We start from the raw sequence: 12,829 nt of genomic DNA on the forward strand, positions 1-12,829 counted from the left end.
CGGGACCAGCCTTTGAATTTCGGGGAGGCGGTACAGTGCCGCGGTGCTGACGGTGACCGATGAGTTCGTGGCGTTCTGGCAAGAGCGCCACTTGTGCACGTTGACGACGGTCCGCCCGACCGGCACCCCGCACGTGGTGCCGGTCGGCGCGACCCTCGACCTCGACGCGGGCGTGGCCAGGGTGATCACCTCGGGCGGCTCGGCGAAGGTCCGCCACATCCGCTCCCTCGGCACGGCTCCCGCCGCTCTGTGCCAACTGGACGGACGCCGCTGGTCCACAGTGGAGGGCGTGGCCCGGGTGCTCGACGACCCGGAGTCGGTCGCCGACGCGGTCCGCCGCTACACCGAGCGCTACAAGCCGCCCCGGCCCAACCCGGAACGCGTCGTCATCGAGATCGCCATCCAGCGGGTGCTGGGGACGGTCCGCTAGCCCCAGACGATCTCCGACAGTGAGCCCAGCGGCCGCCGGGGTCCCTCGGCCTCCGGCACGTGCCGGAACGAGTCCGCGGTCCGCACCGCGTCCGGGAAGCGCACGCTGGTCCGCTCCTCCAGTTCGGCCACGCCGACCTGGAACACCCGGAACTCGTCGAGTTCCAGCGACTCCAGGTGGTTCAGGTTCTGGGTCAGCAGGAACGCGCTCGCCTTGAGCGTGCCGCCCTCGACGAAGGCGATGATCTTCCAGAACTCACGCGGGATCCGCACCCCGCGGAACACCCGGTCGTCCGCGCCGAACACCGGGCCGCCGTAGATGCTGACCCGCAGGTCGTCGACGTCGACGTCCTCGAAGATCGCGTCCTCCAGCCGCCCCCACAGCCCGCGGCGCATGCTCTGGTTGAAGTCGTCCATCTGCGGGGTGATGTTGGTGAAGAAGAACGAGTCGCGGTTGGCCTGGTTCGCCTCGTCCATCGACCCCCACAGCAGGTCCGCCCGTCGTGCGAGGTGGCCGCGGTCGAGGCGGTTGTCCTTGTAGAGCTCGTCGCCGGTCTGGGCCGTCGCGGGCAGGCGCGGGTCCTTGAGGAACGGGACGCCGGTGCGGCTGATCTTCTTCAGGCCGCCGCCGTCGACGTTCCACGCCACCCAGAACGCGAACTTGCGCGACTGGCTCATCGTCAGCGAGAAGTGCGTGTAGTCGACCCTGGTCGTCCCGTTGACGGCCACCGCGTCGTCGGCGACGGCCGGGTCGAGCGTGGGCACCGCGAGGTCGACGCTGAGGAACTTCGCGTCGAACCCGCCGGTGGTGACGCCGGACTCGGGCTGGATCAGGGTGACGCCGAGCTTCTCGAAGATCGACCGGGGCAGGCAGGCCAGGGCGTGCTCGTCGGGGTCGCCGCTGCCCTCGCCCGCGAAGTGCACGCCCGCGAGGACCTTGGCGGGCCTGCCGTTGGCGGCCTTGAACACCCACGCCGCGCCCGAGTCGCCGCCGCGGCTGATCTCGCCGTCGGCGGGCTTGCGGGCCGGGTCGACGCCGATCTCGAAGCAGCCGACCTCCACCACGCCCCGGTCGCGCCGTAGTTGATCTTCGCGATGGTGTCGACCCGGCGGACGATGCCGTGGGTGACCCCGGTCGTCCGGCCGCTCTTGACCACCTTGTCGCCCAGCTCCGGCTCGCCGAGTTCCTCGGGGACGACGTCGAGGCCGAGGATCGCCGGGTCCACCGCGCGGCCGTCGACCGCGGCGATCGCGCCGTCGCCCGCGATCCCGAGGTAGGAGCGCACCAGCGGGCCGAGGTGGTTGCGGTCGTTGCGGTTGTCGTCGTGGGTGCCTGGCTGGACCACGGTGTCGCCCAGGGTGCCGTCGGCGCCGTGCAGCACGTGCCAGTTGCTCAGCACGCACGGCTTGCCGGTCTCCACGTCGTAGACGATCGCGCCGATGGTGCCGCAGGTGATCGTCGGGTGGCCGACGCTCACGCCGGGCCGCACCGGGTCGACGCGCACCTTGCGGTCGTTCGCCTCGGCCTCGGCGACCACCCGGAAGTCCGGGCGGTAGGTGCGTTCGAGCACGTCGGTGGGCACCTCGACGCCGTTGACGGTGATCGTTGCGGGCAGCTCGACAGTGCCGAGCGCCGCGAGCGCCTCCGGCTCGGCCTTGGCGGCCACGGTGAACTGGATCGACACCTCTTTGGTCTGCTTGCCGCCGCGCACCTTGTAGCCGATGCCGATCGAGGACACGTTCGGGTCGGTCAGGTAGGCGGGTCCGCGCGACCGGATGAACTCCCGCAGCGCGGCGAACAGCTCGTCGGTGGGCTCGAGCGGGTCGGACTTCTTGGCGGCCATGGGGTGAGTCCTTCGACAGGCCGTGATCGGCGCACTGGTGGGTGAGCCGACGATCCCCCCGTCGGTGGCTCTCGGCAAGGGTCCGTAGTCACTCCGTAGCCGACTGACCCCAAGTGTTGCCCTTTAGGTCATCCGGCGGATGTCGCGACCCCGCTGGGGTGCGCCGATGTCATGGGGGTGTCACTTCCACTTTCGTGTGAACCGCTAGGCTTCTCCTTCGCGGACCGCGTGTGATCGCTTGCGCTGTGTACTGTCGATCTTGGAATGAAGGTCGGCGTCTCCGGATCGAGTGACACACCAACGTGGGACGTCGCCAGGGCGGGCGGAACACCTTTTGACCCCGGACTGTGGAGAGTCGTGAAGCGCAAGACCCGTACGCAGGCCAAGGCGACCACGATCCGGTCCCGCCTGACCGGTGTCGTCGCCGTCCCCGCCGTGATCCTGCTGGTGATGTGGGCGGTCTTCTCCACCTTCACGATCTTCGACGGCATCTACATCCGCGACACCGCCGCCGCCGTCCGCGGCGGCGCGATCCCGGCGGTCAACACGCTGTCGGCCCTGCAGCGCGAGCGCCAGGCCACGATCGCGGCGCTGAACGCCGACAACCCGGACCTGCTCGCGCTGAGCTCGCAGCAGCAGACCACCGACCTCTCGCTGCGTGACTTCACCGCCGCGCTGGAGAACATGCCTGGAAGCGCCAGCGCCGCGGTCGACGCCCGGCTACGGCCGTTCGTCGAGGCCGTCGCCGCGCTGCCGGACCGGCGGGTCCAGGTCGGCGGCGGCAACGCGGACCGGGCCGAGATCTACGACTACTACAACGGCCTCGTCGACGCGGGCTTCGCGCTGTTCGACACCCAGGCCCGCGAACTGCCCGACGCGAGCATGGTCGAGTCGACCCTGACCATGGTCGAGGTGATCCGCGCCAGCGACCGGATGTCGCGGGCCTCGTCGCTCGCCGCGATCGCCGTGCACGCCGGTGGGTTCACCCCGGACCAGCACGTCGAGTTCGTCAGCATGGTCGGCTCCTACCGCACGGCGCTGACCACCCAGGCCGCGCTCGGCACCGAGCCGCTCAAGTCCGCCTACCAGCGGCTTTCGTCGACACAGGCGTGGACGAAGCTGGTCGCCGCGGAGAACGAGCTGATCGCCGTCGGCCCGAAGGACGAGGACACCCCGGTGACCGGCAAGCGCGGCCAGCCCGCCGCGTTCCCGGTCACCGCCCAGGAGTGGGAGTCGGTGTCGGGCACCGCGTCCGAGGAGCTGATCAAGCTCGCCACCCAGCAGGTGTCCGGCGCCGTCGACGTCGTCATCGAGCGGGCCGACGCCCGGTTCCGGACCGGCCTGTTCGGCAGCCTCGGCGCGCTGTTCCTGGTCGTGCTCGGCATGGTCGCCGCCACCCTGTTCGCCCGCAGGCTGATCAACAAGGCGGTGGTCACCCGGCTCGACGGGCTGAAGAACGAGTCGCTGCGGCTGGCCCACGAGCGGCTGCCCGACATCGTCGACCGGCTCCGGCAGGGCGCGCGGGTCGACGTGGCCGCCGAGGTGCCCGCGCTGGACTACGGCACCGACGAGATCGGGCAGGTGGCCGACGCGTTCAACGCCGCGCAGTACACCGCGGTCGCCGCGGCGGTGAAGGAGAGCCAGGCCCGCGAGGGCGTCAACCGGGTCTTCCTCGGCATCGCCCACCGCCACCAGGGCCTCGTGCACCGCCAGCTCAAGATCCTCGACAAGATCGAGCGCGAAGAGGAGAACCCCGAGCACCTCGACGCGCTGTTCCAGCTCGACCACCTCGCCACCCGCGCGCGCCGCAACGCCGAGAACCTGATCATCCTCGCCGGAGAGCAGCCGGGCAGGCAGTGGCGCAAGCCGGTGCGGCTGCTCGACATCTTGCGCGCCGCGGTCGCCGAGACCGAGCAGTACGTCCGGGTCCGCGTCCGCCAGGTGCCCGACGTCGCGCTGCAGGGCGTCGCCGTGGCCGACACGATCCACCTCGTCGCCGAGCTCGTCGACAACGCCGCGTCGTTCTCTCCGCCGCGCTCCCAGGTCGAGGTCTACACCAGCCTCGTGTCCGGCGGGGTGGTCGTGGAGATCGAGGACCACGGCCTCGGCATGACCGCCGAGGACCGCGAGGCCGCCAACCGGATGCTGGCCTACCCGCCGGAGTTCGACGCGATGGCGCTGCGCGGCGAGTCACGCCTGGGCCTGTTCGTCGTGGCCCGGCTCGCGGTGCGCCGCTCCATTCGCGTCGAGCTGCGCGAGTCGCCCTACGGCGGCACGGTCGCGCTGGTCTTCCTGCCGTCCGACATCGTCGTCGAGGCGGTCGAGGCCGACCACGGCGCGCCGAGCCCGCGGCCGCGGGGGCAGGCGACGCTCTCGCCGCGGCAGCCCGAGGTGCGCTACGAGCCACCGGTCGGGCCCGCGTTCGACCGGCTGTGGTCGGAGGTGGCCGGGTCGCCGGAGGACACCCTGTGGCCGCAGGTCGACGCGGAGGACCTGCCGCCGCCGACGCCGCTGCACCACACCGAGCCGCTGTCGCGCAACGGCCGCGGCGCGGCGAAGACGGAACTGCCAAGACGCGAGCGAACCGACAACGAGGTTGGGGAACCGGCGAAGGTGGACGAAGCGCAACCCGGGGGCGGCCAAGCCGCCCCACCTCTGCCCAGACGCAAACGGCAACAGCACCTCGCACCGCAACTGCGGGAGGAAATGCCGGTGGAGGACGACCTGCCGCGGGAGCACTCCCCGGAACGGGTGCGCTCCACGATGGCGGCGTTCCAGCGGGGCACTCTCGACGCACGCCGAGCCGACCCTCCGGTCGAGCCGTGATGACAGTTATTACGGGGAAGGACAGCTCCAGGTGAACGACAAGCTCGGCCAGGACGACCAGCTCAACTGGCTATTGGACGACCTCGTCCGCAGGGTCGTCGGCATCCGGCACTCCGTTGTGCTCTCCGCGGACGGGCTGTTGCTCGGCCGGTCCGCTGACCTGTCGAAGGACGACTCGGAGCACCTGTCGGCCATGGCGTCGGCGTTCCAGAGCCTGGCCAGGGGCACGGGCAGGCAGTTCGGCGGCGGGCAGGTCCGGCAGACGATCGTCGAGATGGACCACGCGTTCCTGTTCGTCACCGCGGCGGGCCGCGGCGCGTGCCTCGCCGTGCTCGGCGAGGAGGACGCCGACGTCGGCATGATCGCCTACGAGATGAACATGCTGGTCAAGCGGGTCGGCGCGCACCTGGCCTCGGCACCGCGCGGCGCGCAGCGACCGGTGGCGGTGCCTGGCAGACGGCCTTCGTGATGCAGTCGGACCAGGACTGGTGGTTCGACGACGCGGCCGGTCCGCTGGTCCGCCCGTACGCGATGACGCACGGCAGGACCCGGCCGGGCGCGCCCAATCTGAACCTGGTGACCCAGATCCGCGCGTCCCAGTCGCGGCCCGACTTCTCGTCGCTGACCCCCGAGCACCGCGACATCATCGAGTTGTGCCGGGTCCCGCTGTCGGTGGCCGAGGTGGCCGCCTATCTCAACCTCCCGCTCGTGGTGGTCAAGGTCCTGATCAGCGATCTGATCGAGCGCGGCGACGTGGTGGCCGGGGCGCTGTTCCAGACCTCGGAGATCGCCGACACGAAACTTCTGCAGGCGGTGCTCGATGGCATTCGGAGGATCTGACCAGGTGAGTGACACGGGCGTGATCCCCACCTCGATCAAGATCGTGGTGGCGGGCGGTTTCGGGGTCGGGAAGACCACGATGGTCAACTCGGTCAGCGAGATCCCGCCGCTGCGGACCGAGGAGGTGCTGACCGAGGCGGGCGTCGGCGTGGACGACATGATGGGTATCGAGTCCAAGGAGACGACCACCGTCGCCCTGGACTTCGGGCGCATCACCATCAACCCGCGGGTGGTGCTCTACCTGTTCGGCACGCCGGGGCAGAACCGGTTCTGGTTCATGTGGGACGAGCTGGCGATGGGCGCGCTGGGCGCGATCGTGCTGGTCGACACCCGCAGACTGGACTCCAGCTTCCCGTCGATCGACTTCTTCGAGCACCGCAACATCCCGTTCATCGTGGCGGTCAACGGGTTCGAGGGCACCTGGCCGCACACCGAGGAGCAGGTGCGCCAGGCCCTGGACCTGGACGACACGGTGCCGATCATCCGGTGCGACGTGCGGGAGCGGGAGTCGAGCAAGGACGTGCTCGTCGAGCTGGTCCAGTACACGATGAACCAGCTCTCGGCGGTCTAACGGCCGATGGTCAGCGTCTGAGCGGCTGTCGCCAGCAGGTTCAGCAGCTCGATCAACGGGGTCGAGGTCAGCCGGTCGCGCCAGTGCTGGGCCTCGCCGCGCAGCTCGATGCCCTCGGCGGAGGTGGTCACCTGCGTCAGGCGCAGGCCCTTCGGCAGGTCGGGGAGCGGCACGTCGAACGGGCGCAGCCGCGCGGGCACCCGCAGGCGCCTGCCCGCGATCCACAGCGCGGTCGGGCGCAGCCGCGCGACGCCGTCGTCGACCTCCGGGACGACCTCCAACTCGCCCGGCCACGGGTCGCGGGCCACGAAGAGCTGCTCGCCGACGCGGATGCGCAGGTCGGGGCGTACTTTGGCCAGCTCGGCGCGCAGCGCGTCAGTCGAGAGTGACACCGCCAGCGTCACCGACTCGGCCATGACGGCGGTGGAGAACGGGCCTGCCAGCCGCAGGTCGCGGGCGGTCACCAGCAGCCGGTCGAGCGTCAGCGCGGGCCACGCCACGTCCTTGGCCTCGAAGCTGACCGTGTCGATGCGGCCCTGCGCCAGGCGCAGTGTGTCGCCGGTGCAGTCCATGTCCACCACGGTCAGCGGGACGTCCTGGCCGTCGGACTTGACCGTGACCCGCTTGCCGCGCAGCCGCTGCGCGGTCACCCGGACGGCGGTCTCGACCACCCCGGCGGGGGAGGTGGGCACCGAGGAGGGCAGCAGGGAGCGACCCGCCGCGAGCACCGCCTCCAGGCCGCGCACCGGCAGCCATCCGTCAAATGGGCCGCTCACCACTCCACTATGAAGGACCACGTCGGGTACCCGCGCGGTGGGCCCGGTCACCCCGCGAGTGCGGATAACATCAGATCATTGACACTTGACCGCCGGAGCCGACTGTGATGCATGCGTACGAGGCGCCGGTGCCGCTGCGGGTGCTGCTCGTCGAGGACGACGCGGGCGACGCGCTGCTGGTCGAGGAACTGCTGAGCGAGGTCGACGTCCCGATCCGGCTGGCCACGGCCCGGTCGCTGACCGAGGCCCGGCCGCTGCTCGACGACCAGGACTGCGTGCTCGTCGACCTCGGCCTGCCCGACGCCCAGGGCCTGGAGGCACTGCGCGTGCTGGAGGCCGCCAACGGCCAGGTCGCCCTGGTCGTGCTGACCGGGGTGGCCGACGAGCAGCAGGGCGTCGCCGCGGTGGCCGCGGGCGCCCAGGACTACCTGGTCAAAGGCCAGGTCGACGGCGACATGCTGGTCAGGGTCATCCGCTACGCCGTGCAGCGCGCCCGCAGCGAGGAGATCCAGCGGCAGCTGCACGAGGAACGGCTGCACGCGCTGGAGAAGGCCAGGCTGGAACGCGGGCTGCTGCCGTCCCCGGTGTTCGACGACGCCCGGCTGAGCGTGCGCAGCCGATACCGCGCGGGTCGTGAGCGGATGCTGCTGGGCGGCGACTTCTTCGACGTGGTGCAGTCCGCTGACGGCACGGTTCACGCGGTCGTGGGTGACGTGTGCGGCCACGGCCCGGACGAGGCCGCGCTGGGTGTGTGCCTGCGGGTGGCCTGGCGGGCGCTCGTGCTGGCCGGGCGGCCGGTGGCGGAGGTCCTGGGCACGATGCAGCAGGTCCTGGTGCACGAGCGGCACCTGGAGGGGCTCTTCGCCACGGTGTGCATGATCTCCGTCGGCTCGGACCGCACCACCGCGCGGCTGCACCTGGCGGGCCATCCGCCGCCGGTGCTGTGCGTGGAGTCGAAGGCCACCCTGCTCAGCGCCCCGGTCGGGGTCCCGCTCGGCGTGCTCGACGACGCCGTCTGGACGCCCGCGACCGTGGAACTCGGCCGAGCGTGGTCAGTGCTGCTCTACAGCGACGGCCTGATCGAAGGCGGTATCGACAACACCGCCGAGCGGCTCGGGTCCGACCGGCTGGTCCAGCTCGTCACCGCCAAGGCCGCCGCCGGTCCCGGCTGGGAGAACACCATGCTCGACGAGGTGATCCGCGAAGCCCGCGAGCTCAACCGCGGCGAGATGGTCGACGACGTCGCCGCGCTGCTGCTCACCAGGCGCCCCGATGCGGACTGACGTCACGCCGCGCTGGTCGCGCGGGCGGTCGCCGTGGCCGCTGCGGCGCTGGCTGGCCCTGGTCGTCGCGGTGCTGGTCTTGGTGTCGGTGGCGGCGATCGCGGCGGGGGCCATCGTCATCACGCGGCTCACCGAAGCCCGTGAACGGCTGGTCGACCAGCTCGATCCCGCCGTGCAGCAGACGCTGCGGCTGGAGGCGGCCGTGCTCGACCAGCGCTCCGGCGCGGGCGGCTACACGATCACTGGGCAAAGCCTGTTCTACGACACCTACGCCGAGGGTCTGCGCGCCCAGCAGGAGGCACAGGTCAGGCTGCGTCCGCTGGTGGCTGGCCTGCCGGAGGTCGAGCGGCTGGTCGACGAGGTCGGCCGCGAGGTGGACGTCTGGCGTGCGGAGTACGCCGAGCCCAACATCCGCAAGTTCGAGACGACCGGCACGCCTGGGTCGGTGAGCGCGGGCGCCGAACGGTTCGCCCCGGTCCGCCTCGCCGTAGACCAGCTGAAATCTCGGCTCGACGCCGCTCGCGGGGCGGGCCGGGACGCGCTGGCCGTGGCCGCCGACCAGGTCGTCACCGTTGGTTTGGCCATCGCGGCGATCCTGCTGCTCGCGTTCATCGGCGCCACCGCGGCGCTGCGGTCGGCGGCGGTCACCCCGATGTCGCGGCTGGCGGGCCAGGTCCGGCGGGTGGCCGAAGGCGAGTTCCAGCACGAGATCGAGGTGACCGGTCCCCGCGAGGTCATCGAGCTGGCGGGCGACGTCGACCAGATGCGCAGGCGCATCGTCAGCGACCTGGCCGCCCAGCGCGCCGCCAACGCCGAACTGGACGCGCGCACGACCGACCTGGCCCGGTCCAACGCCGAGTTGGAACAGTTCGCCTACGTCGCCTCGCATGACCTGCAGGAGCCGCTGCGCAAGGTCGCGGGCTTCTGCCAGCTGCTCGAACGCCGCTACCAGGGTCAGCTCGACGAACGGGCCGACCAGTACATCGGGTTCGCCGTCGACGGCGCCAAGCGCATGCAGGTGCTCATCAACGACCTGCTCGCGTTCAGCCGGGTCGGCAGGCAGCCCAAGCAATGGGACACCGTCGAGGCCGCCGACCTAGTCGCGCAGGCCGAGGCCAACCTGGCCACCGCCATCGCCGACGCCGGGGCGACCGTGGAGGTCGGCCCGCTGCCGACGGTTCACGGTGAGCGGGTGCTGTTGACCGCGGTGTTCCAGAACCTCATCGGCAACGCGGTGAAGTTCCACGGCGACGACCCGCCGAAGGTGCGCGTCGAGGCCGTGCGGACCGGTGACGACTGGGAGTTCGCCGTCAGTGACAACGGCATCGGCGTCGAACCCGACTACGCCGAGCGCGTGTTCGTGATCTTCCAGCGCCTGCACCCCAAGGAGTCCTACGCGGGCACAGGCATCGGCCTGGCGATGTGCCGCAAGATCATCGAGTACCACGGCGGCCGGATCTGGCTCGACGGCGCCGCCGGGACCGGAGCCGGGGCCACCTTCCGCTTCACCCTGCCAGCTGAGAAGAACGAGGACGCGCCGTGAGTGACCCGACCCTGCTCAACGTGGTCGACGTGCTGCTCGTCGAGGACGACGAGGGCGACGTGCTGATGACCCGCGAGGCCTTCGAGCACTACAAGATCCACAACAAGCTGCACGTGGTCCGCGACGGCGAGCAGGCGCTGCGGTTCCTGCGCCGCGAGGGCGAGTTCGCCGACGCGCCGCGGCCGGACCTGATCCTGCTCGACCTGAACCTGCCGCGCTTCGACGGCCTGCAGGTCCTCGCCGAGATCAAGACCGACCCGCGGCTGCGCCCGATCCCGGTCGTCGTGCTCACCACCTCGGAGGCCGAGGAGGACATCCTGCGCAGCTACCAGCTCCACGCCAACGCCTACGTCACCAAGCCGGTCGACTTCGACCGCTTCATCGAGGTCGTGCGCAAGATCGACGAGTTCTTCGTGACGGTGGTCAAGCTGCCGACGTTCTAGGCGTGGTTCGTGGCGCTTACGCTGATCGTGCGGGAGACGGTCTTGAACCCCTTCGGCCACACCGTGTACTTGTGCGTCGTGCTGCCCGTGGTGCCCGAGCAGGGGAACGAGAGCTCCAGTTGGCCGGAGGCGGCGTAGTCGCTGCCGTAGGCGCCGTAGGTGCCCGGGTTGTCGACCGCGATGGCGGCGCCGTCGGCCCCGGTCACCTTCCACTTGATGATGACGGGCACGCCGGGCTTGCTGAACGGCGCGTCCGGGGTGCCGTTGATGGGGCACGCGGGCTTCTGCACGACCTCCAGGCTGACGACCGCCGCACCCGCGTGGGTGGTGGTGGTCGTGGTGTGGGGGCGCGTCGTGGTCTTGGTCGGCGGCTTGGTGGTGGTCGTCCCGCCGGAGCCGCCGGAGCCGCCGGGGCCCGAGCCGTTGTTGCCGGGCTGGGTGGTCGTGGTCGCCACGACGGTCTCGGTGACGGTGCTCGGGGTGACGGTCGCGATCGTCTGCTGGGCGCCGCTGCTCTGCAGGCTGGTGCAGCCCGCGGTGGCCGCCAAGAGCAGGCCGAGTGTCACGCCGCCGAGTGTCTTCGCCGCTCTGCCGTTGATCCCGTTCATCGCAATCCCCACCGTTTCGCCCGAGTTGTCGTGAACAGACAGACGTGCGGAGTGACGGCAGGTTGCCGAGGGCTACCAGGGGGCGGGTGCGTAGTCCTTGAGGAAGCAGCCGTAGATGTCCTCGCCGAGCTCGCCGCGCACGATCGGATCGTAGACCCGTGCGGCGCCGTCCACGAGGTCCAGCGGCGCGTGGAAGCCCTCGTCGGCCAGGCGCATCTTCGTGGGGTGCGGGCGCTCGTCGGTGATCCAGCCGGTGTCGACGGCGGTCATGAGGATGCCGTCGGTCAGCATCTCCTGGGCGCTGGTGCGGGTCAGCATGTTCAGCGCGGCCTTGGCCATGTTCGTGTGGGGGTGGCCGGGTCCTTTGTAGGCGCGGCTGAACTGACCCTCCATTGCGGACACGTTGACCACATACTTGCGCCGCGCGGTCGCCGCGGCCATTGCCGGGCGCAGCCTGCTGATGAGGATGAACGGCGCGGTTTGGTTGCACAGCTGCACTTCCAGCAGCTCCATCGCGTCGACCTCATCGACCTTCTGCGTCCAGCTGTTGACCGGGTGCAGGTCGGGGACCAGGCCGCCCGCGTCGATCGCGGTGTTGTCGGCGACGCGCGCGGGGGAGGCCGAGCCCGCGGTGAGCGCGAGCGCGGTGACCGGGTGCAGGTCCGAGGTGTGGGCGACGGCGCCCGCGAGCGCGGCCGGGTGGGCGTCGCCGGTGCGGCCCAGGCTCAGCATCTCCGGCAGCGGACCGGAGGGCAGGGGAGCGGCCTCGGCCTCGACCAGCAGCGAGTACGACCCGGCCGAGCGGCGCACGGTCTGCGCGGCGTTGTTGATGAGGATGTCCAGCGGCCCCTGCGCGGCGACGGTGTCGGCCAGTTGGACGACCTGGGCCGGGTCGCGCAGGTCGATGCCGACGATGCGGAGCCGGTGGAGCCAGTCGGCGCTGTCGGGCATCGCGGCGAACCGGCGGGCGGCGTCGTTGGGGAAGCGGGTGGTGATGGTGGTGTGCGCGCCGTCGCGCAGCAGGCGCAGGGCGATGTACATGCCGATCTTGGCCCGGCCGCCGGTGAGCAGCGCGCGCCTGCCTGCGAGGTCGGTCCGCGCGTCGCGGCGTGACCGGTTCTGCTCGGCGCAGGGCGGGCAGAGCTGGTGGTAGAAGGCGTCGACGACGTGGTAGCGCTGCTTGCAGGTGTAGCAGGCGCGCGAGCGCAGGAGGGTGCCCGCGGTGGCGCCCGCGACGTTGGAGACCAAGGGGATGCCCTGGGTCTCGTCATCGATGCGGTCGGGGGAGCCGGTGGCGGTGGCGTGGGTGACGGCCCGGTCGGCGTCGGTCACCGCGGCGCGCTTCGCGGCCTTGCGGCGCTGGCGGACGGACTTGTAGACGCCCGCGGTGGCGCGGCGGACGGCCACGGCGTCGGGATGCTCGGGCGGGAGCTCGTTGACCTCGGCGAGAACGGCGAGGCACGCGGCGAGGCGGTCGGGGTCGATGCCGGGGCCGTGGTCCTCGATGTCGGCGGCACCGTCGAGTTCCTCGATCGGGTTGTCCTGAATCGCCGTCATCCGTTCGCTCCTGCCTCGCTGGTTCGTCACCCACTGTAGAAGCTCCGCCCACGCTCACCGCCCGCGCCCTGCTTCAGCGGTGAGCCTGACCACGGCTGCCCTTCTCCCT

The 12,829-nt window shown here is 71.1% G+C and carries 13 protein-coding genes; 8 read left to right on the top strand and 5 right to left on the bottom strand.

Annotated elements, in window-relative coordinates:
- The first annotated feature begins 46 nt into the window (after positions 1-46).
- Positions 47-430, top strand: coding sequence for a PPOX class F420-dependent oxidoreductase (locus ACSHT8_RS03305; protein WP_436501979.1), 384 nt, complete (start codon positions 47-49; stop codon positions 428-430).
- Here the strand turns inward: ACSHT8_RS03305 and ACSHT8_RS03310 are convergent.
- A complete protein-coding gene (locus ACSHT8_RS03310; protein WP_436497531.1) occupies positions 427-1,353 on the bottom strand; it encodes a DNA/RNA non-specific endonuclease in 927 nt (308 codons plus the stop codon). The two genes, ACSHT8_RS03305 and ACSHT8_RS03310, sit on opposite strands and share 4 nt — an antisense overlap.
- A complete protein-coding gene (locus ACSHT8_RS03315) occupies positions 1,260-2,273 on the bottom strand; it encodes a hypothetical protein (RefSeq protein WP_436497533.1) in 1,014 nt (337 codons plus the stop codon). The genes ACSHT8_RS03310 and ACSHT8_RS03315 overlap by 94 nt, the downstream gene beginning before the upstream one ends.
- A gap of 357 nt (positions 2,274-2,630) precedes the next feature.
- On the opposite strand from ACSHT8_RS03315, the gene ACSHT8_RS03320 reads away from it, so the two are divergent.
- The 4 genes from ACSHT8_RS03320 to ACSHT8_RS03335 are packed head-to-tail and all read left to right on the top strand — an operon-like array spanning position 2,631 to position 6,510.
- A complete protein-coding gene (locus ACSHT8_RS03320; RefSeq protein ID WP_436497535.1) occupies positions 2,631-5,099 on the top strand; it encodes a sensor histidine kinase in 2,469 nt (822 codons plus the stop codon).
- 31 nt (positions 5,100-5,130) lie between these two features.
- Positions 5,131-5,568: a roadblock/LC7 domain-containing protein gene (locus tag ACSHT8_RS03325; protein WP_436497537.1), complete on the top strand. Its 438-nt coding sequence runs from the start codon at positions 5,131-5,133 to the stop codon at positions 5,566-5,568.
- Entirely contained in the window at positions 5,568-5,939 is a 372-nt protein-coding gene (locus ACSHT8_RS03330) for a DUF742 domain-containing protein (protein ID WP_436497539.1), read from the top strand. The genes ACSHT8_RS03325 and ACSHT8_RS03330 overlap by 1 nt, the downstream gene beginning before the upstream one ends.
- Positions 5,920-6,510 carry a GTP-binding protein gene (locus ACSHT8_RS03335; RefSeq protein ID WP_436497541.1) on the top strand — a complete coding sequence of 197 codons (591 nt, stop codon included), beginning with the start codon at positions 5,920-5,922 and terminating at the stop codon, positions 6,508-6,510. The genes ACSHT8_RS03330 and ACSHT8_RS03335 overlap by 20 nt, the downstream gene beginning before the upstream one ends.
- Here the strand turns inward: ACSHT8_RS03335 and ACSHT8_RS03340 are convergent.
- Entirely contained in the window at positions 6,507-7,286 is a 780-nt protein-coding gene (locus ACSHT8_RS03340; protein ID WP_436497542.1) for an LmeA family phospholipid-binding protein, read from the bottom strand. The genes ACSHT8_RS03335 and ACSHT8_RS03340 overlap by 4 nt on opposite strands.
- A 107-nt stretch (positions 7,287-7,393) precedes the next feature.
- On the opposite strand from ACSHT8_RS03340, the gene ACSHT8_RS03345 reads away from it, so the two are divergent.
- The 3 genes from ACSHT8_RS03345 to ACSHT8_RS03355 are packed head-to-tail and all read left to right on the top strand — an operon-like array spanning position 7,394 to position 10,555.
- Entirely contained in the window at positions 7,394-8,569 is a 1,176-nt protein-coding gene (locus tag ACSHT8_RS03345; RefSeq protein WP_436497544.1) for a PP2C family protein-serine/threonine phosphatase, read from the top strand.
- Positions 8,559-10,112 (top strand): sensor histidine kinase, encoded by a 1,554-nt coding sequence (locus ACSHT8_RS03350; RefSeq protein ID WP_436497546.1) that lies wholly within the window; start codon positions 8,559-8,561, stop codon positions 10,110-10,112. The genes ACSHT8_RS03345 and ACSHT8_RS03350 overlap by 11 nt, the downstream gene beginning before the upstream one ends.
- Positions 10,109-10,555 (top strand): response regulator, encoded by a 447-nt coding sequence (locus tag ACSHT8_RS03355; RefSeq protein WP_436497548.1) that lies wholly within the window; start codon positions 10,109-10,111, stop codon positions 10,553-10,555. The genes ACSHT8_RS03350 and ACSHT8_RS03355 overlap by 4 nt, the downstream gene beginning before the upstream one ends.
- Here ACSHT8_RS03355 and ACSHT8_RS03360 read toward each other — a convergent pair.
- Positions 10,552-11,163 carry a hypothetical protein gene (locus ACSHT8_RS03360; protein WP_436497550.1) on the bottom strand — a complete coding sequence of 204 codons (612 nt, stop codon included), beginning with the start codon at positions 11,161-11,163 and terminating at the stop codon, positions 10,552-10,554. The two genes, ACSHT8_RS03355 and ACSHT8_RS03360, sit on opposite strands and share 4 nt — an antisense overlap.
- Before the next feature lie 72 nt (positions 11,164-11,235).
- The gene (locus ACSHT8_RS03365; RefSeq protein ID WP_436497552.1) at positions 11,236-12,720 is read right to left on the bottom strand and encodes an SDR family NAD(P)-dependent oxidoreductase; all 1,485 of its coding nucleotides are present in this window, start codon (positions 12,718-12,720) and stop codon (positions 11,236-11,238) included.
- Positions 12,721-12,829: the final 109 nt, after the last annotated feature.

It is taken from the genome of Actinokineospora sp. HUAS TT18, from assembly GCF_051364635.1.
In the GTDB taxonomy this organism is placed as follows: Bacteria; Actinomycetota; Actinomycetes; order Mycobacteriales; family Pseudonocardiaceae; genus Actinokineospora.

Excerpts from the sequence above, each read along its gene's own strand:
- ACSHT8_RS03350 (WP_436497546.1), top strand. The coding sequence starts at position 8,559 with ATGCGGACTGACGTCACGCCGCGCTGGTCGCGCGGGCGGTCGCCGTGG.
- ACSHT8_RS03335 (WP_436497541.1), top strand. The coding sequence starts at position 5,920 with ATGGCATTCGGAGGATCTGACCAGGTGAGTGACACGGGCGTGATCCCC.
- ACSHT8_RS03365 (WP_436497552.1), bottom strand. The coding sequence starts at position 12,720 with ATGACGGCGATTCAGGACAACCCGATCGAGGAACTCGACGGTGCCGCC.
- ACSHT8_RS03330 (WP_436497539.1), top strand. The coding sequence starts at position 5,568 with ATGCAGTCGGACCAGGACTGGTGGTTCGACGACGCGGCCGGTCCGCTG.
- ACSHT8_RS03315 (WP_436497533.1), bottom strand. The coding sequence starts at position 2,273 with ATGGCCGCCAAGAAGTCCGACCCGCTCGAGCCCACCGACGAGCTGTTC.
- ACSHT8_RS03345 (WP_436497544.1), top strand. The coding sequence starts at position 7,394 with ATGCATGCGTACGAGGCGCCGGTGCCGCTGCGGGTGCTGCTCGTCGAG.
- ACSHT8_RS03360 (WP_436497550.1), bottom strand. The coding sequence starts at position 11,163 with ATGAACGGGATCAACGGCAGAGCGGCGAAGACACTCGGCGGCGTGACA.